We start from the raw sequence: 17,230 nt of genomic DNA, 5'->3' as shown, positions 1-17,230 counted from the left end.
ATGTCCACTGTCACCATCCCGCCCTCCTCGCTGCCCGAAGAATCCTTCGCCACCCGGCTGGCCGAATCCGGCGTACTCCCCGACGCCGCATTGCGTTACGGCATCCGCCGGCTGTGTGCGCAACGTCTGCGCGATGAGCGTACCGGCGGTGCCGACGCCAGCGGCGAACGCCAACGCGCCTTTATCGACAGCCTGCGTGCCAGCGCCATCGCGATCGAAACCGATGCCGCCAATCGCCAGCACTACGAATTGCCGCCGCAGTTCTTCACCCTGTGCCTGGGCCGCCGGCTCAAGTACAGCAGCTGCTACTGGGACGCCACCACGCCGGATCTGGATGCGGCCGAAGAACGCATGCTGGCGCTGTACGGTGAGCGAGCCGAACTGGCCGATGGCCAACGCATTCTGGAGCTGGGCTGCGGTTGGGGCTCGCTGACCTTGTGGATGGCCGAGCGCTATCCCGGCGCCACCATCACCGCGGTGTCCAACTCGCGTCCGCAGCGCGCGCACATCCTGGAGCAGTGCCGGGTGCGCGGATTGAGCAACGTGCAGGTCATCACCGCCGACGTCAACGCGCTGGCGCTGCCGCCGGGCAACTTCGACCGCGTGGTGTCGGTGGAGATGTTCGAACACATGCGCAATTACCGCGAGCTGCTGGCGCGCGTCGGCAGCTGGCTGGCGCCAGGTGGCAAACTATTTGTGCATATCTTCTGCCACCGCGACCTGGCCTACCCGTTCGAAGTGGCCGGCGAAGACAACTGGATGGGACGGCATTTCTTCACCGGCGGGCTGATGCCGGCGGCCGATACCCTGCTGCATTTCCAGCAGGACGTGGTCATCGAACAGCGCTGGGTGCTATCGGGCGAGCATTACGAAAAAACCGCCAACGCCTGGCTGGACAACCAGGACCGCCACCGCGAGCAGATCATGCCGCTACTGCGGCAGACTTATGGCGACGATGCGCAGCGCTGGTGGCAGCGCTGGCGGATGTTCTGGCTGGCCTGCGCCGAGCTGTTCGGTTACGACCAGGGCCGCGAATGGGGCGTGGCGCATTACCGCTTCGTCAAACGCTGATTACGCACGCGCGCGCATCGAAACGACGAGGCGGCCCGCATGAGTGAAGCGCGACATGTCGGCGTTCCACTCATGGGGTGCGCCGACAAGCGCGCTGGCGGTCCTGCCAAGCAAACGTGTGAGCGGTTCTTCGGCGCTGTCGTCCACCAACGCTGCGCTGCATGTCCGAGCACATACGCGCAGATGACGCGACGTCGGCGCGCGATCAAGCCGCGCGCCGCGCTGCGATCAGCTCGCCGCAGCGGTGATCACGATTTCCACCTTCCATTCCGGCCGCGCCAGTCTGGCTTCGACCGTGGCGCGCGCCGGGGTGAAGCCGTGTGGCACCCATTCGTCCCAGGCCTTGTTCATGCCGTCGAAATCGGCGATGTCGGCCAGGAAGATTTCCGCACGCAGGATCTTGGTCTTGTCGCTGGCCGCCTGCGCGAGCAGCCGGTCGATTTCGCCCAGCACCTGACGGGTCTGCCCGGTGATGTCTTGGCTGGTGTCTTCGGCAATCTGGCCTGCCAGGTAGCACACGCCGCCATGGACGGTCATTTCCGACATCCGCGGACCCGCATCGAATCGCTGCAGCATTTTCAGACTTCCTACGGTTGATTGACCCGGGCATTGTCCCGCGAATGCGGCAAACGTGCAGCCCCGGCGCGCACGTGCTGCGCCAACCACGCCCCCACCCGCACCATCCAGGCCACGATCAACACGATGGCGCTCTTCTGGCTGATGCCCAGCGGCGCGCCTGTGACCGTGACGTGGAACAGTAACACCGCAAATGCGCACAGCCCCAGGCCGAACGCGGCGGCGAAGTGGCGTTGCCACATCCGGTCGCGGCGGAAGTACCAGGACTGCAGCAATACCGCCGCGATCACGCACAGAAACGTCATGTCGGCCGAGAGCAGGTGCACCGGCACGGCCGCGTCGGGCGCCAGCTCCGGCATCCAGCTATCGCCGATCGACACCATGCACAGGCCCACCGCCGCCGCCCAGAACAGCCCCACCACGGCGCGGCTGCGCGCGGGCGGTGCAAGTGCCGCATGCAGGCCCAGCGCCATCCACGCCATCGCCGCAGCCAGCATGCAATAGGCCGTGCGCAGCAGCAGGCCGTAGGCACCGTGCAGATACGCGCTCAGCTGTGCGTCGATCCAGTCCAGATCGCCGCGCAGCCATTGCAGCACCAGGATCAAGGCGATGAAGGCCAGGCCCGTGCAGGCAGCGACTGCGCCGGCCTGCCCGGCCCAGCGTGGCGGGCGGGCCGACCCGGGTGGCATCGCAGTGCCGCTGTTGTGTTGATCTTCCATCAGCAGCCTGTCTGTGTTGCAACAGTCATCGTGTCCATGTCGGTCTCCTGCGGCACGTGGGCGCGGCGATGCCCTATGATGCGCGCGGCCGTCCTGAGCCGACACCTGTCGGCGCGACCGAACCCTGCGTTCACCTCATTCGGCATCCGTGCGATCACCCTGCATGTACCTTGACACCGACCGTCCCATGCAGAGCAACCGCCCGCGCGGCACGCACCGTGCATGTGCCCTTCTTCCCCTTCAGCAGATCCCGTTTCCCTCATGACGGATACCTCCGTGTCTTCCCAAGCGCCGGCCAGCGGGTGGCGCCGCGCCTTGCCGGTGATCATCAGCCTGGCAATCCTGGCAATGGCGCTGCACGCGCTGTCGGGGCAATTCACCGACCATGGCTATCGGCAGATCCGCCAGGCCTTCCGCGCCCTGGGTGCCGGCCAGATCGCGCTCACCCTGTTGCTGGGCTTGAGCAGCTACGCCTGCCTGGTGGGCTTTGACTGGGTCGGGCTCAAGCGCACCGGCAAGCGGCTGCATCCGGCGCGCGTGGGCATCACCGCCTTCATGGCGCATGCGGTGGGGCAGACGCTGGGCTTTGCCGCCCTGACCGGCGGCGCGGTCCGCCTGCGCGGCTATGGCAGCGTCGGGCTGACCCTGGCCGAGATCGGCCAGGTGGTGCTGATGAGCACGCTGGGCTTCGTCTTCGGCGCCTGGGTGTTGCTTGGCCTGGCGCTGCTGCTGGAACCGGAAGCGGCTGCGCGTGCCTTGCCGATCACCGCAGAAGGCATCCGCATCGCCGGCATCGCTTTGCTGGTCGGCTACGTCGCGATGCTGGGGCTGGTCGGCAGACAGGGCCGCGAATTCGGGATCCGCAGTCATCGCTTCTGGCTGCCCGACCGCACCACGGTCCTGGGCGTGACCGCGCTGAGCGTGGTCGAGCTGGGCCTGGCCGCCGCCGCGTTCTACGTGCTGCTGCCGCCGGACCCGGGTACAGGCTACTTCGGGTTTATCGGCATCTGGCTGGTGGCGGTGGTCGCCGGGCTGATCTCCACGGTGCCGGCCGGCCTGGGCGTGTTCGAGTGGAGCCTGCTCAAGCTGCTGCCGCATGTCACCCCCGCCGCGGTGCTGGCCGCCGCGCTGGCCTACCGGGTCACCTACTACATCGTGCCGCTGCTGATCTCGGTGGCGATGGCGGCAGCCTCCGGCCTGGGCGCACCGGTGCGTGCCAGCGCCAGCACCGCACGCACGGTATGGAAGGCCTTGCGCCCGTGGTTGCCGCAGATCCTCGCGTTGGCGGTGTTTGCGGTGGGTGCGGCGCTGGTCATCGACGGCACCTTGCCCACACCCCGCGCGCGCCAGGAAGTGGCGCCGCTGCCGCTGATCGAGACCTCGCACCTGCTGGTCAGCCTGGGCGGCATGGTGCTGCTGCTGATCGGCCAGGGCCTGCAACGCCGCAGCCATGCGGCCTGGGTGCTGGCGCTGGGCGTGTGCATCCTGCTGCCGCCGCTGTCGCTGTTGCGCGGCAGCCATATCTCGGTGTCGTTGTCGGCGGCACTGGCCGCAGTGGCGCTGTGGGCGGCACGCCGCGAGTTCTACCGCCAGGGCGCGCTGCTGGACGAAGCCTGGTCGTGGCGCTGGCTGAGCAACCTCGGCCTGGTGCTGGTGGCCACGTTCTGGCTGCTGTTCTTCGTCTACAGCCACGTCGAATACAGCAACGACCTGTGGTGGGAATTCGCCACTTCGGCCAACGCGCCACGTGCGTTGCGCGCGGCGCTGATCCTGTGCGTGGGCGTGATCGTGTTCGGCATGGCGCGCCTGCTGCGTGGCGGCCGCCGCCCGATGCCGTCCGCCGATGCGCAGACCCTGCAGACGCTGGCGCCGATCCTGGCCATCAGCACCGACACCCAGGCCTGCCTGGCGCTGACCGGCGACAAGGCCTTCCTGCTCGACGAGCAGCGCCGCGGGTTTGTGATGATGCAGCGTTACGGTGGCTCGCTGATCTCGATGGGCGACCCGGTCGGCCCACCGGAGGTCGCGCGCGCCCTGATCTGGCGCTTCCGCGAGGAGGCCGACCATATGGGCCTGCGCCCGGTGTTCTACCAGGTCGGCGAAAAATACTGGCAGACCTACCTCGACATGGGCCTGACCCTGGTCAAACTGGGCGAAGAGGCGATCGTGCCGCTGGAAGGCTTCACCCTCGAGGGCCGCGACCGCGCCGATCTGCGCCAGGCGTGGAACCGCGGCAAGCGCGGCGGCCTGACCTTCCGCATGCTGCAGCCCGAACAGGTGGATGCGGTATTGCCGCGTCTGTCCGAAGTGTCCGAGCAATGGCTGGAAGAAAAGTCCGGCGAAGAAAAAGGCTTCTCGCTGGGCAGCTTCGATGCGGACTATCTGCGCCGCTTCCCGGTGGCCGTGGCCGAGGCGGAAGGCGAAATCGTAGCTTTCGCCAATGTGTGGTGGGCGCCGGCCGGCGGCGAGCTGTCGGTGGACCTGATGCGGCACAGCGCACAGGCACCCAAGGGCACGATGGATTTCCTGTTCATCGAGCTGTTCCTGTGGGGGCAAGCCAACGGCTATACGCGCTTCTCGCTGGGCATGGCGCCGTTGTCGGGCCTGGCCGAGCATCGCCTGGCCGGCCGCTGGAATCGCTTCGCCAGCCTGGTCGCACGTCACGGCGAGCGCTTCTATGGCTTCAGCGGCCTGCGCCGCTTCAAGTCGAAGTTCGCCCCGACCTGGCGCCCGCGCTATCTGGTCGCACCCGGCGGCATGCATCTGCCGGCGGCACTACTGGATGTCACCCGATTGATCTCGGCGGATCCGGGCCGGCAGGAGTAAGGCCGCTCGATACCTGCGGTTTTACGCGAATGCCCCGCTCTGCTGCGGGCGCTTGCACGTGTGCCTGAAGGCATTGCTTGCCGATCAGCAGTGGCAATGCTGGGCGCGTGGTGCCGCGTCCGGGGGCGGGACCGTGTGGCGACATGGATGTCGCCACCGAGCCTGCATGGATGGATTCACGGCGTGTCCCGACACTGGATGCGGCGCCGCGCCGCCGACCGACTCCGCACACCGATCGATCTTGCGCACGACAGCTGGCGTCTCCACGCGAATGCGTCGGTCTGCCGAGGGCGCTTGCACGCGTACCGGCGTAGGACACACCCCAAGTACGTCCATGTAGGCTCTGGCGCGGCATCCATGCCGCTCAAGGTCCCACACCGGCACGCGCGCAAGCACCACCAGTTGGTGTCGGTTGCGGAAAGAAATGCGGAGGGCGTGTTGGCGCTGCAGATCCTTCGGAACGTCACCACTTTTTGGCGACATGACAGCAGGTAAATGGCTTACCGATTACATCGGCCACGAAGTCCGCAGGCATCAACACGTGCTTGAAGCATTGCTTGCCGATCAGCAGTGGCAACGCTGGGAGCGTGGTGCCGCGTCCGGGGGCGGGACCGTGTGGCGACATGGATGTCGCCACCGAGCCTCCAGGGATGGATTCACGGCGTGTCCCGACACCGGATGCGGCGCCGCGCCGCCGACCAGCTCCGCACACCTATCAATCTGTGCAGAACATCTATCTTTTACGCGCGAATACTTCGGTCAGCCGAGGGCGCTTGCACGCGCACCGGCATGGGACACGCCGCAAGTACGTCCATGTAGGCTCTGGCGCGGCATCCATGCCGCTCAAGGTCCCACACCGGCACCCGCGCAAGCACCACCGGTTGCTGTCGGTTACGGAAAGAAATGCAGGGGCCTGCAGGGCCGCAGGGGGGCCAAACCGAACGGTGACGACCGGGTTGTTGACCTGGTTCGGCCTGGAGTTGGACCGAACCAGGTCAGACATGCCGCGCTCGCTTACGGCTTCGACAGCGCGTGCAGCTGCTCCATGATCACCTTGGCCAGGGTCGCGTAATCGCCCTTGAAGTGGTGATCACCCGGCAGCGCGACCCGCTTGGCGGCCTGTGCCGGCAGGCTCGGGCAGAGCGCGTCCTGGTCGTCCTGGCCATAGATACACACGGTGGTGCCGGCGGGCAGCCGCTGCACTTCCGGCGCGATCGGCAGGCCTTCGTCGTCCGAGCCCAGCCAGTTGCTGACGTGGAATTCGTAATCGGCCAGCTTGCCCACCGACAACAGCGCGGTCATGCGCAGGTTCTGCTTGGTCTGCGCCGGCAGCTTGTTGATCGCGGCCGGCAACACGTCCGCGCCCTGCGAGAAGCCGATCAGCACCACCCGCCGACGTTGCCAGCGCTGCGCATAGAAACGCGCGATGCGATCCAGATCGGTGGCAAAGCCCTGCGGTGTGCGCTCGGTCCAGAAGTAACGCAGCGAATCCAGGCCGACCACCGGAATGCCTTGCGCGGCCAGGGCATCGGCCACCTCTTCGTCCAGACCCGCCCAGCCACCGTCGCCGGAGACGAAGATCACGAAGGTGTCGTCGTCGCTGTCGCCATCGGGCTTGGCCGGCAGCTCCACCACCGGCAGATCTTCCAGCCCGCCCGGCGGCGGCGGCAGCGCCACGCCCTTCTGCTCGCCCAGCGAACGTGCCGCTGCGCGCAGGCCCGGCAGAATGTCGCCCCGCGCCGAACGCGTGAACGTGCGCGCCTGCGGCACCTGCTTGAGGAAGCCGTCTTCGGCCGCGGCCGGGCAACGCTTGTCCTGGCTGCCGGCAAGCACCCAGGGAATCTGCAACGGCACCGGCAGCAGCGTGTTGCTGCCCGGGCGCACGCCCGGCTGGCAGATCGCCTGGTCGGACACCGTCGCCGGGCAGAGCCCGTCGGTCAGCACGCCGGCCAGCACATGCGGCTTGGCTTGCGCCGCGATCGCATAGGCCAGCGCAGCCCCCTCGCCGTCGCCGACCAGCAGCGGCAGGCGGTAGGTGGGGATGTGGTAGAAGGCCTGCACGTAGCGCGAGAAATTTTCCACATCGCCGACCGAGAACGCGCAGGTACCGCCGGCCTTGCGCAGCACCGCGTACAGATGCGCGGTATCGACCATCGCCACCATCGCGCCATCGGCGCGCAGGCTTTCCGCCTGGGTCTGGCGCTTGACGTTGTTGCCGGTGCCGGTCAGCCAGATCACCACGCGCTGCGGCTCGCCCTTGGGCATCAGCACCGGTACCTGCTCGAAGCGGCCGTGGCTCACTGGCTGCGTGGTCTGCGCAGCCGCCATGCCCGATAGCGTCAACACCGCCGCGCCGCAGAGCGCGCTCCACATCTCAAGTCGTCGCATGTCGCACCATCGGGAAAAGTGGTTCAAAGATAATCGCTCCAGGCGGCCACGCGAAGCGCGGCGCTTCGCTTATCGCGCATGTGCTCGCTGGCGATCTTCCCAGGCGGCCAAGGCCTGCCGGTAGCGCGCCAGGTCGTCCGCGTACAGATCGTGCACGCACAACGGGCAACCGCTTTCGCAGCACTCGTTGGGCGCAGGCGGCTCGGGTGGCTGCGGGCGTGGATCGTGATCGGAAGCTGCGCGGTCGTGCATGCGCGCATTGTAGCGTGCGCCGTGGCTGCGCCTGGATGAACCACGGCGCGCAGCGTGCCAGGTCAGCGCCCCAGTCGCCGGCGCAGATTGGCCCGCGCCGCGGCGTCGCAGCGCGCATGGAAGTAGTCGCTCAGGAAGATGCGCGGACGCTCGAGCAGGCCGGCCAGAAAGCGCCTGCGGTTGAGCCGGAACAGCAGGCTGGGGACATGCCCGCGGTACTCGGCGGCAATGCCCTCGTCATACGCATCGAACACCGCTGCCGGTGCGGCCAGGATCGCCATGTCGCAGTCCAGGAACAACGCCGCCTCGGCGTCCACATCCGCTGGCTGCAGTTGTCCGTGGCGTGCGGTGAGCAGAATCAGGCGCTGCACGCGCTGCAGATCCACCGATGCCTGCGGCCACCAGCGCGGGATGCAGTCCACCGCCCAGTTGGCGGATTCCGCCTCGTTGTCGCTGCGCCCGGGCTGATACACCGCATCGTGAAACAGTACCGCCAGCCAGACCTCGACCGGCTGCTGCCAACCCGGCCCGGCGGCGACCTCGGCGTAGTGCTGCAGCAGCGCACGCACATGGCCGAAGTGGTGATAGGCGCGCGGTGGCGTGGCATAGGCCTGTTCGAGCGCGGCCAGGTGCTCGGGCTGCAGTGGCAGTGGTGTGGTGGTGGCATCCATGCACGCAGGCTACCGCTGTACGCATCTGCCTGCACATCAGCGCAGCGCCCACTGCCCTTCGATCTGGTAACGCGACTGGCCCAGGAAGCTGCGCACCAGCGCGAACTCGCGCACCGTCCACGCCAGCGCATCGCAGCGCCGTTGCGGCAATGACTGGTTGCAATACAGCAGCGTCATATGCGGCGTGTACTGCGCGTCGCCGGCAATGCCCGCATGCGCCAGCTGCCGGCCCAGCGCGCCCTGCAGCTCGTACAGCCCGCGCACCTTGTCTTCGCCACGCAACACGCATGGCAGCTGCGAGCGCCGGCCGCCGAAGGTGCCGACCCGATCGAACTCCACCTCGAACGCGTCCAACACCACGCGCTCGGCTGCCTGACTGGCGCGGCTCACCAGCGAAGGCGGCAAGCCGCCAGCGTAATCGCCCAGATGATGCAGGGTCACATGCAAGCGCTCGCGCGCCAGCGGCTTGCCATCGACATGACCATTGTGCAGCAGCCCATCGGCGATCGCCGCAGCGCGTTGACCGGTGGCCGCATCGGCCATCACCGCAAAGAACAGGCGCTCGGTGGTCTTCTCCTCACCGAGGCCGAGCGACAACTGCGCCTCGGCCGAGGACAGGTACAGGAACTGCTGTTGCATGGGCTGATTCCACGACCGCGTACGCGGACCTGCCGGGAAGAAGGGCGGCGGATACTAGCAGACCAGATGCATGCGTGACACGCATTCAATGCCAATGCAAAAACGTGGAACGCGTGCAATGCGTGGAACAACAACCGCGCAGCATTGACCACTCGCGACACAAAAAGAAACGGGCAGCTTGCGCTGCCCGTTTCCGCCTTTATCGGTTCACTCCGCAAGCTGCATCACCTGGATGCGCCTGGGTCACGCACGCAGCTTACGCGGCGTTCTTCATCGCATGCTTGCGGTTACGCATCACGTCGTGACATGCGCGCACTTCCGGCAACAGACGCAGTGCGGCGTCGCGTGCGGCGGCCGGGGTGTCCTGGTCGGCGATGGTTTCGTCGAACGCCTTCAGCAGACGGTCTTCGGACTCTTCCAGCTCGGCGACGTAGCCGTACTTGGTATCGCCCAGCGTAGCGCGCACCTTGCCGTAGAACTGCTGCATGCTGCCGACCATGGTGCCGCTGGTTTCCGGCTTGCCACCGACCGATGCAACCACACTGCTCAGATTGCTGACGATGTCGGACTTCACGCCGGCGATGCGGCGGAACAGCGTTGCAAGTTCCGCATCGCCCACCTTGGCAGCCGCTTCTTCGTAGAAGTCCTTGCCGTCGCGGGAAATGGCGATGAGGTCGTTGAGGCTATGCTCGGTCTTGCTCTGAATGCTCATGTGTCGCTCCTGGTTGCGATAGGCCAGCGCTGCGCGGTTGGTGGATGCGTCTGCGCTGGCTTTCGGGGATGAGGCAATCGATGTGCTGATTGCATGCCTTGGCGTTGTGTACGGTCTTAGCTTGGCGGGACACACATAATCGACATGTGAGTGATGTGGTGATTGTCCTCACGCGATCATGCAGGCAATGAATGGCGATTCATCGATGCCAAGAGCAGGTCAAACCTACCTTGGCTGCCGGCTCGCCCACATATTGTCGACCAGGTTGGGATAGGGGCGACCGGCCTCCTCGGCGCGCTGCTTGGCAGCGGCTTTTTGGCTTGCGGTCAGCGGCGTGGAGGCGGATTTACCCTTGGGCTTGCCGCGCTTCCAGGGCGGTGGCGTGTGTTCGGTCATGGCGCTGTACGGTCCGCTTGCAGTGGAGCATGCAGTCTCGACGTGCGCTCGTGAGTTGGCCGTGGATATGGCCTTGCGTCCTGCAGTGACCAACGTCGCGGCCAGCACGCCATCTGCCAGCTCTGCCACTCATCACTCCAACTGCAGCAGGCAGTGCAGGCCGGCAGCGCCTCAGCAGCTCGCCAGCGACGCGCGCTGGCGGCGCTCCTGCCAGACCGCCAGCGCATACACCAGCAAGCCGCCCAGCGCAGTGGCCGCGCCCACGTAGCCGGTCGAGGTCCAGCCCCACCCGGCGGTGATCGCCATACCGCCCAGCCACGGGCCCAGCGCATTTGCCGTATTGAATGCGGCATGGTTGGACGCCGCTGCCAGGGTCTGCGCCTCCGCGGCCACATCCATCAGGCGCGTCTGCAGCGCAGGTGCCAGTGCGCCCATGGTGCCGACCGCCACGATGGACACAAACACCCACAGGCCCGACTGCGCAGCCAACGGAAAGGTCAGCATCACCACCACCGACCACACCAGCAATACCGGCACCGCGCGGAACTGCATGCGGTCGAACAGCCAGCCGCCCAGGATGCTGCCGAGCACGCCGCCGACCCCGAACGCCACCATCGCCAGCGGGATCCGCGCCGGCTCCACGCCGGTCACCGCGGTCAGGGTGGGCGCCAGATAACTGAAGACGCAGAACATGCCGGAAAAGCCCACCGCGCCGATCGCCAGGGCCAGCCATACCTGCGGCTGATTGAACGCGCGCAGCTCACGCAGCGGCTGTTGCCGCGGCTCGTCCGGCGCGGGCGGCAGGCGCGCCGCCACTGCCGCAACCGTGCACAGCGCAAGCACCGACACCGCCGCGTAGGCCCACCGCCAACTCACGATCTGACCCAGCCAGGTCGCCAACGGATTGCCGACCAGCAAGGCAATGCTCAGGCCCAGCAACACCCGCCCCACCGCAGTGGCACGTTGGTTGGGCGGGCTGATCGACGCGGCCACCAGTGAAGCGACGCCGAAGTACGCGCCATGCGGCAAACCAGCGATGAAACGGCACAGCAACATCGTGTGATAGCTCGGCGCCAACGCGCTCGCCAGATTGCCCAGCGCGTAGAACACCATCAACAGCAGCAACAAGGTGCGCCGCGGCCAGCGCGCGCCAATGATCGCCAGCAACGGTGCACCGACCACCACGCCCAGCGCATAGGCGCTGATCACGTGGCCGACCTGCGGCTCGCTGATCTGCAGGCCCTGCGCGATCTGGGTCATCAGGCCCATGGTGGAGAATTCACTGATGCCGATCGCAAAGCCGCCCATCGCCAACGCAAACAGAATCAGCACGTAGTCGCGCCGTGATACGCGCGGCGTCGAAAGATCGGTATCGGACATGCCCGACTCCAGGATGACGGGGCAGCGTATTATTGTGCAACGCAGCAATCAACGGAAGCGCGGCGCCTGCTGCGATTCAGCGCCAAGCCCCGGCACATCACGGTCTGGCCGCTCTCGATGCGCCAGGAGACGCTGTGTCCTATCGCTATCGCTCGAATCGGCGCTGCTCCGCCACCATCGCTAGGGGGCACTCGCGATCGGCGCGGTGTCGCGCCTGGCGCGTGATCCACACCCAATTGGTTGCTGATGTCCAAATCCACCGAGTCCCCGTTGTTTTCCGCCGTGCGCCTGGGCGCACTGGATCTTGCCAACCGCGTGATCATGGCGCCGCTGACGCGCAATCGCGCCGTCGCCGGGCAGGTGCCCTCGCCGCTCGCCGCCGAGTACTACGGCCAACGCGCCAGTGCCGGCCTGATCGTTGCCGAAGGCACGCAGATCAGCCCGCTGGGTCAGGGCTACCTGGATACGCCCGGCATCCATACCGCCGAGCAGGTCCAGGGCTGGCGTGCGGTCACCGATGAAGTGCATCGCCGTGGCGGCAAGATCGTGCTGCAGCTGTGGCATGTGGGCCGCGTCTCGCACACCAGCGTGCTGCCGCCGGGCGAATCGCCGGTGGCGCCCAGCGCCATCCGCGCCGAAGGCAAGACCTACACCAAGGACGGCTTCCAAGATGTCTCCGAGCCGCGCGCGCTGGCGCTGGACGAAATCCCCGCCCTGATCGAGGACTACCGCATCGCCGCGCGCAACGCCATCGATGCCGGCTTCGACGGCGTGGAAGTGCATGCGGCCAACGGCTACCTGCTCGACCAGTTCCTGCGTGACGGCTCCAACCAGCGCACCGACGCGTACGGCGGCGACATCGAAAACCGCACCCGCCTGCTGACCGAGGTGGTGCAGGCGATCGCCGACGAGATCGGCGCCGAGCGCACCGGTGTGCGGCTGTCGCCGGTCACACCGGTGTACGGCATGCACGACTCCGATCCGCAGCCGCTGTTCGAACGTGCGGTGGAGCGTCTCAACCTGATCGGCGGGCTGGCTTTCGTGCACGTGATCGAAGGCGCAACCGGCGGTGCGCGCGACAACGTCGCCTTCGACTATGCCGCGCTGCGCGCAAAGTTCGACGGCGCATGGATCGCCAACAACAGCTACGACAAGGCGCTGTCCGACCACGCCATCCACAGCGGTTACGCCGATGCGATCGCCTTCGGCCGGCCGTTCATCGCCAACCCGGATCTGGTGCGTCGCCTGCGCGAGAACGCCCCGCTGGCCGAGCTCGACCAGGCCACCCTGTACGGCGGTGGTGCCAAGGGCTACACCGACTACCCCGCCCTGCCGAACTGAGCGCGGCTGCAAGACGCCTGCGCTCACCGCCAGGCAGGCGCGGCTGGCGCCCGGAATCGGGATGTACCACGCGTACATTCCGGTTCCTGCGCGCCGTCCGCACCCACCTGACGCCTGCCAGCTCCGTTTTGTCAGCCGCACCAGGTCGGGCCGACACAGCGGCAGCGCTCGGCATCAAGCGAGCGCAGCTGCCGTATCGGATCGGCCGGCCCGCACGCGCACGTTGGACCTAAGCACGTCGCCGGCCAGATGTGGCGTGCAAGCGCGATACGCATCCCTTGCCCGATCGCCGTCGCAATGCGGCGGCCCTCGTGCATCTACCAAGACAATCGTTGAACCGGCGCGCAAGCCCAGGCGCTTGTGCGTGTGTTGCGCCTTGGGCTCGGCAAATACGCAAATGCATACACAGCACCCCCCTCGCAATGCCGGGAGCTTCGCAACGTAGCCATCCCGGTAGCAACCACATGACGCGTACACCCGGCCCCGCTAGGATCGTGCCGACACTGCTCTCTGGAATGCCGATGCGGCCCCTGCTCACTGCCATTGTTTTTTGCACGCTGCTGGTCTGCGGGCCAGCGCTTGCGGTGCCGTTCTGGGGCGCGCGCCAGTCCAGCCCTGCCGAAACGGCGCCGGCCGACCTCAAGCCGGGCGAATGGATCTGGGGCGGCGTCAGCAAGGGCTGGGGGCCGATGGCGGTGATTGTCAGCCTCACCGAGCAACGCGCGTATGCGTACCGCAACGGCATCCTGATCGGCGTTTCCACCATCAGCTCCGGCAAGCCCGGGCACGAGACACCGACCGGTGTGTTCACCATCCTGCAGAAGGACAAGGACCACCGCTCCAACCTCTACAACGCCGCGCCCATGCCCTATCAGCAACGCCTGACCTGGGACGGCGTGGCCCTGCACGCAGGCGGCCTGCCCGGTTATCCGGAATCGCATGGCTGCGTGCATCTGCCGTCGGAATTCGCGCGGCTGCTGTTCGACAATTCCAACATGGGCATGGTGGTGGTGGTCGCGCAAGCCGGTGTGGATGCGGACGCGGTGGTGCATCCCCGCGCGCTCAGCCCGATCGACCCGACCACCGGTGCGCAGCGGGCATTGCTGCCGCTGCCCAACGGCCAGAGCTTTGCATGGCAGCCGGCGCTGGCACCCACCGGCCCGATCTCGATGCTGGTCAGCAGCAGCGATCAGCAACTGGTGGTGTATCGCAACGGCGTGGAAATCGGACGCGCGCAAGTGGCATTGCGCGCGCAGACCGGCGCCGCGCCGCTGGGCACTCAGGCGTTCATCGTCGGCCAGGGCTTCCTGCCTGGCGAAGTGCCCGGCTTGCCCGGTCAACGCATGCCCAACTGGATGCGCATCGGCATCCCCGGCAGCAGCGCCGCGGCAGGACAGGCCCTGGATGCCGACACCATCGCGCGGCTGCAGGTGCCGCCGGCATTCCTGGCCGGCCTGCTGCCGCTGCTGACGCCTGGTGTGGTGCTGGTGGCCACCGACCAACGCATCCTTCCCGAAACCACCGGCGGCAAGTTGCAGGTGCTGGATTCGGATCCGCCCGAGGCGCCCTGAGCGCAGGCTGCGCTGCGTTATTGCGGCAGCAAAGTGAAAGACGCGCGTGAGGTTGCGCGCGCACATGCGTGCAGCCCGGCATCGGCATGCACTCGTATGCGCTGGCGGTGCCGAGCGCTGGCGGCCCGCCCGGTGTTGTTGAGCGCCGCGACCCGACGCGCGTTGCTGCGATTGTCAGCGCGACCTGCTTGGCAGATGATGCGGACATCCCTCATTGCCAAGGATGTGCGTGATGCGTTTACTCACTGCGGTTCTGCTCGGCAGCACGCTATTCGGTTACGCGTCCTCCACCGCAGCGGCCGAGCCGCTGCGCCCTGCCGCACCGAACGCCGAGTGCCTGGATGCGCGCAAGGTAACGGAGCTGCATCAAGCCGATCCGCGCACGCTGGCAGTGGCCGAACAGGGCGGGCGGCTGTTCCGCATCAGCCTGGCGCAGGACTGCCCGCAACTGGCCGCACAAGCCGATGCGAGCCTGCTGGCGGCGCACGGCTGGGTCTGCAACGGTGCGCCGGCATACGTGCGCTCGGGCCAGCAGCACTGCGCGGTCAGCCAGATCGCCACGTTGAATGCGCGCGAATACGCCAGTGCGGCACGGCAACGCGACAGCGGCATCCCGACCCTGGATGGGGTCAGCGTGCGCGAAGCGCGCCAGCGCAATTTCGCCGGTTCGTCCAGCTACTGCTTCAATCCCAGCATGCTGCGTTCGTGGTCGGAAGACGGCCAGGGCCTGGTGGTGGAAGTCTCGCCACGTCACCCCGGCACGCATCGCCACTACCGTGTCGAACTGATGGACAGCTGCCGAGAACTCAGCGGCGCGCCGCCGATCCGCTTCGTCTCCGGCATGGGCCTGAATGCGATCTGCGGCAATCCCGGCGACAAGGTCGATGTGCTCGACGAAATGGCGCTTGCCGGCGTGGCTGCCGGATCCGGCCAGCAGGGCGACCTCAGCACCACGCGTGGCGGCCTGGCCGCGCGGATGCGCCAGAGTTGCACGGTGGCGGCGGTGTATCCGCGCGATTGAGCACGCCGCAACGCAGGAGCGCGCTTGCGTGCGATGAGGCGGTATCGATACCGCTTCATCGCGCGCAAGCGCGCTCCTACACACGCTGCAGGCTGTGCTGCTGGCTCCGCAACAGCCTCAGGCCTTGCGCAGGAAACAGGTCTTCAGCACCAGGCCCTTGATCTTTTCCGAATTGCCTTCGATGTGCTCGGCATCGTCCTCGACCAGGCGGATGTTGCGGATCAGCGTGCCCTGCTTGAGCGGAATCGACGAGCCCTTGACCTTCAGGTCCTTGATCACCGTCACCGTGTCGCCGGCCTGCAGCAGGTTGCCGTTGCTGTCGCGCACCACCGTCGCAGTCGCGGCGGACTCGCCCGCGCTCCATTCGAAGCCGCAGTCTGCGCAAATCAGCAACGCGCCATCGGCATAGGTATTGTCCAGGCCACATTGCGGGCAGGCGGGAACGGAAGACATGCGATTCCTAGGTTCAAAACGGGCGTGGATTGTAGCGCCCCGGCCGCGCGATCACGTCTCCGGCACGGCGCCGGCGCGATAGTGCGGCGCTTGTCGAATGCCCTGCAGGTCGCACGTGTCCAACCCATCGCTTCCCCAAGCCCCCGGCGCTGCGCCAGGATCCACCGCGCCTACGGCTGGCGAACCGGGCGCGGCTAAGAAAACCGGCTCGCATCTGGTCGTCTATGTCGCGCTGGCCGGCAACCTTGCCATCGCGATCGCAAAATTCATCGCCGCAGGGATTTCGGGCAGCTCGGCGATGCTCAGCGAAGGCGTGCACTCGCTGGTGGACACCGTCAACGAAGTGTTGCTGCTGTACGGCCTGCGCCGCGCCGCGCAGGCCCCCTCGCCGACCCATCCGTTCGGCTACGGGCGTGAGCTGTACTTCTGGAGTTTCATCGTCGCGCTGCTGGTCTTCGCGATGGGCGCAGGCGTGTCGCTGTACGAGGGCATCGTGCATCTGCGCAATCCCGAGCCGGCCAAGAGCCATCTGCTCGCTTACATCGTGCTCGGTGTGTCGATCGTGTTCGAAGGCATTTCCTGGGTGGTGGCGCTGCGCGAATTCCGCGCCAAGAAGGGCCGCATGGGCTATTTCCAGGCATTCCGGCAGAGCAAGGATCCCAGCACGTTCACCGTGCTGCTCGAAGACAGCGCCGCCTTGATCGGTTTGTTCATGGCGGTGCTGGGCCTGGCCGGCGCGCAGCTGCTGGACATACCCGAACTCGATGGCATCGCCTCGATCGGCATCGCTTGCGTGCTGGCTTTTACCGCATTCCTGTTGGCGCGCGAAACCAAGGGCCTGCTGATCGGCGAACCCGCGCATGCGCACGTCACCGAATCGCTGCTGCGCATTGCCGCCAGCGATGCGGATGTGCGCGCCGCCAACGGCGTATTGACCATGCAGATGGGCCCGAACCAGGTGGTCGCCGCGTTGAGCGCCGAGTTCGAAGACAGCCGCACCACGCCACAGATCGAAGCCTGCGTCGGGCGCATCGAAGCGGCCGCCAAGCGGCAGCACCCCGAGCTCACCGCGCTGTTCATCAAGCCGCAGACGCCGGAAACCTGGCACGCGCGCCGCGCCCAGATCGAACGTGGGGCCGAGAAGGATTAGCGCACGGCAGGCCGTGGAATGCGTGCATCGCCACGCGGCCAAACGCCGCACGTGACGCGCATCG

At 67.0% G+C, this 17,230-nt stretch carries 16 protein-coding genes and 1 other RNA gene; 7 read left to right on the top strand and 10 right to left on the bottom strand.

Annotation, left to right across the window (positions count from 1 at the left end):
- A complete protein-coding gene (locus AC06DU_RS06790) occupies positions 1-1,071 on the top strand; it encodes an SAM-dependent methyltransferase (RefSeq protein WP_166771091.1) in 1,071 nt (356 codons plus the stop codon).
- A 228-nt stretch (positions 1,072-1,299) separates the two neighbouring features.
- Here AC06DU_RS06790 and AC06DU_RS06785 read toward each other — a convergent pair whose 3' ends face one another.
- Both AC06DU_RS06785 and AC06DU_RS06780 read right to left on the bottom strand, forming a co-directional pair.
- Positions 1,300-1,647, bottom strand: a complete 348-nt coding sequence (locus tag AC06DU_RS06785; protein WP_024940520.1) for a RidA family protein — start codon at positions 1,645-1,647, stop codon at positions 1,300-1,302.
- A gap of 11 nt (positions 1,648-1,658) precedes the next feature.
- On the bottom strand, positions 1,659-2,366 hold the full coding sequence (locus AC06DU_RS06780; RefSeq protein WP_478203863.1) for a DUF998 domain-containing protein: 708 nt from the start codon (positions 2,364-2,366) through the stop codon (positions 1,659-1,661).
- A gap of 261 nt (positions 2,367-2,627) precedes the next feature.
- Here AC06DU_RS06780 and mprF point away from each other — a divergent pair, with 261 nt between their 5' ends.
- Positions 2,628-5,192: a bifunctional lysylphosphatidylglycerol flippase/synthetase MprF gene (gene mprF / locus AC06DU_RS06775; protein WP_102583649.1), complete on the top strand. Its 2,565-nt coding sequence runs from the start codon at positions 2,628-2,630 to the stop codon at positions 5,190-5,192.
- A gap of 1,014 nt (positions 5,193-6,206) precedes the next feature.
- Here the strand turns inward: mprF and AC06DU_RS06770 are convergent.
- From AC06DU_RS06770 to AC06DU_RS06740, 7 genes are all read right to left on the bottom strand, one after another.
- A complete protein-coding gene (locus AC06DU_RS06770; protein ID WP_054591641.1) occupies positions 6,207-7,580 on the bottom strand; it encodes a virulence factor in 1,374 nt (457 codons plus the stop codon).
- Between the two features lie 69 nt (positions 7,581-7,649).
- On the bottom strand, positions 7,650-7,832 hold the full coding sequence (locus AC06DU_RS06765; protein ID WP_024937992.1) for an oxidoreductase-like domain-containing protein: 183 nt from the start codon (positions 7,830-7,832) through the stop codon (positions 7,650-7,652).
- A 62-nt stretch (positions 7,833-7,894) separates the two neighbouring features.
- Complete coding sequence (locus AC06DU_RS06760) at positions 7,895-8,503, bottom strand: HD domain-containing protein (RefSeq protein WP_024937993.1); 609 nt, start codon at positions 8,501-8,503, stop codon at positions 7,895-7,897.
- A 36-nt stretch (positions 8,504-8,539) separates the two neighbouring features.
- The gene (locus tag AC06DU_RS06755; protein WP_104552946.1) at positions 8,540-9,142 is read right to left on the bottom strand and encodes a 2'-5' RNA ligase family protein; all 603 of its coding nucleotides are present in this window, start codon (positions 9,140-9,142) and stop codon (positions 8,540-8,542) included.
- Positions 9,143-9,398: 256 nt separating this feature from the next.
- Entirely contained in the window at positions 9,399-9,854 is a 456-nt protein-coding gene (locus AC06DU_RS06750; RefSeq protein WP_024937995.1) for a PA2169 family four-helix-bundle protein, read from the bottom strand.
- Positions 9,855-10,079: 225 nt separating this feature from the next.
- Positions 10,080-10,379 carry a hypothetical protein gene (locus AC06DU_RS06745; protein WP_179464150.1) on the bottom strand — a complete coding sequence of 100 codons (300 nt, stop codon included), beginning with the start codon at positions 10,377-10,379 and terminating at the stop codon, positions 10,080-10,082.
- 42 nt (positions 10,380-10,421) lie between these two features.
- The gene (locus AC06DU_RS06740) at positions 10,422-11,630 is read right to left on the bottom strand and encodes an MFS transporter (RefSeq protein WP_039528349.1); all 1,209 of its coding nucleotides are present in this window, start codon (positions 11,628-11,630) and stop codon (positions 10,422-10,424) included.
- Between the two features lie 246 nt (positions 11,631-11,876).
- Here AC06DU_RS06740 and AC06DU_RS06735 point away from each other — a divergent pair, with 246 nt between their 5' ends.
- The 4 genes from AC06DU_RS06735 to AC06DU_RS06720 all read left to right on the top strand — a co-directional run bounded on the left by AC06DU_RS06735 (position 11,877) and on the right by AC06DU_RS06720 (position 15,563).
- Positions 11,877-12,971, top strand: coding sequence for an alkene reductase (locus AC06DU_RS06735; protein ID WP_054591645.1), 1,095 nt, complete (start codon positions 11,877-11,879; stop codon positions 12,969-12,971).
- Between the two features lie 61 nt (positions 12,972-13,032).
- A non-coding RNA gene (locus AC06DU_RS06730) (sX9 sRNA) lies at positions 13,033-13,108 on the top strand.
- A gap of 378 nt (positions 13,109-13,486) precedes the next feature.
- Positions 13,487-14,542: a L,D-transpeptidase gene (locus tag AC06DU_RS06725; RefSeq protein WP_440584373.1), complete on the top strand. Its 1,056-nt coding sequence runs from the start codon at positions 13,487-13,489 to the stop codon at positions 14,540-14,542.
- Between the two features lie 232 nt (positions 14,543-14,774).
- Positions 14,775-15,563 (top strand): hypothetical protein, encoded by a 789-nt coding sequence (locus AC06DU_RS06720; protein WP_478203861.1) that lies wholly within the window; start codon positions 14,775-14,777, stop codon positions 15,561-15,563.
- 117 nt (positions 15,564-15,680) lie between these two features.
- Here the strand turns inward: AC06DU_RS06720 and AC06DU_RS06715 are convergent, their stop codons facing one another.
- Positions 15,681-16,016 (bottom strand): zinc ribbon domain-containing protein YjdM, encoded by a 336-nt coding sequence (locus tag AC06DU_RS06715; protein WP_039520205.1) that lies wholly within the window; start codon positions 16,014-16,016, stop codon positions 15,681-15,683.
- A 115-nt stretch (positions 16,017-16,131) separates the two neighbouring features.
- On the opposite strand from AC06DU_RS06715, the gene AC06DU_RS06710 reads away from it, so the two are divergent.
- Complete coding sequence (locus tag AC06DU_RS06710) at positions 16,132-17,166, top strand: cation diffusion facilitator family transporter (RefSeq protein ID WP_478203860.1); 1,035 nt, start codon at positions 16,132-16,134, stop codon at positions 17,164-17,166.
- Positions 17,167-17,230: the final 64 nt, after the last annotated feature.

The sequence above is a fragment of the Xanthomonas sp. NCPPB 3200 genome (genome assembly GCF_056393585.1).
This window is presented reverse-complemented; position numbering and strand designations above follow the sequence as displayed.

Bases quoted from the DNA above. Each gene is read 5' to 3' on its own strand.
- AC06DU_RS06765 (WP_024937992.1), bottom strand. From the start codon at position 7,832: ATGCACGACCGCGCAGCTTCCGATCACGATCCACGCCCGCAGCCACCC.
- AC06DU_RS06740 (WP_039528349.1), bottom strand. From the start codon at position 11,630: ATGTCCGATACCGATCTTTCGACGCCGCGCGTATCACGGCGCGACTAC.
- AC06DU_RS06780 (WP_478203863.1), bottom strand. From the start codon at position 2,366: ATGGAAGATCAACACAACAGCGGCACTGCGATGCCACCCGGGTCGGCC.
- AC06DU_RS06735 (WP_054591645.1), top strand. From the start codon at position 11,877: ATGTCCAAATCCACCGAGTCCCCGTTGTTTTCCGCCGTGCGCCTGGGC.
- AC06DU_RS06715 (WP_039520205.1), bottom strand. From the start codon at position 16,016: ATGTCTTCCGTTCCCGCCTGCCCGCAATGTGGCCTGGACAATACCTAT.
- mprF (WP_102583649.1), top strand. From the start codon at position 2,628: ATGACGGATACCTCCGTGTCTTCCCAAGCGCCGGCCAGCGGGTGGCGC.
- AC06DU_RS06755 (WP_104552946.1), bottom strand. From the start codon at position 9,142: ATGCAACAGCAGTTCCTGTACCTGTCCTCGGCCGAGGCGCAGTTGTCG.
- AC06DU_RS06750 (WP_024937995.1), bottom strand. From the start codon at position 9,854: ATGAGCATTCAGAGCAAGACCGAGCATAGCCTCAACGACCTCATCGCC.
- AC06DU_RS06725 (WP_440584373.1), top strand. From the start codon at position 13,487: ATGCCGATGCGGCCCCTGCTCACTGCCATTGTTTTTTGCACGCTGCTG.
- AC06DU_RS06790 (WP_166771091.1), top strand. From the start codon at position 1: ATGTCCACTGTCACCATCCCGCCCTCCTCGCTGCCCGAAGAATCCTTC.
- AC06DU_RS06760 (WP_024937993.1), bottom strand. From the start codon at position 8,503: ATGGATGCCACCACCACACCACTGCCACTGCAGCCCGAGCACCTGGCC.
- AC06DU_RS06785 (WP_024940520.1), bottom strand. From the start codon at position 1,647: ATGCTGCAGCGATTCGATGCGGGTCCGCGGATGTCGGAAATGACCGTC.
- AC06DU_RS06720 (WP_478203861.1), top strand. From the start codon at position 14,775: ATGCGTTTACTCACTGCGGTTCTGCTCGGCAGCACGCTATTCGGTTAC.
- AC06DU_RS06770 (WP_054591641.1), bottom strand. From the start codon at position 7,580: ATGCGACGACTTGAGATGTGGAGCGCGCTCTGCGGCGCGGCGGTGTTG.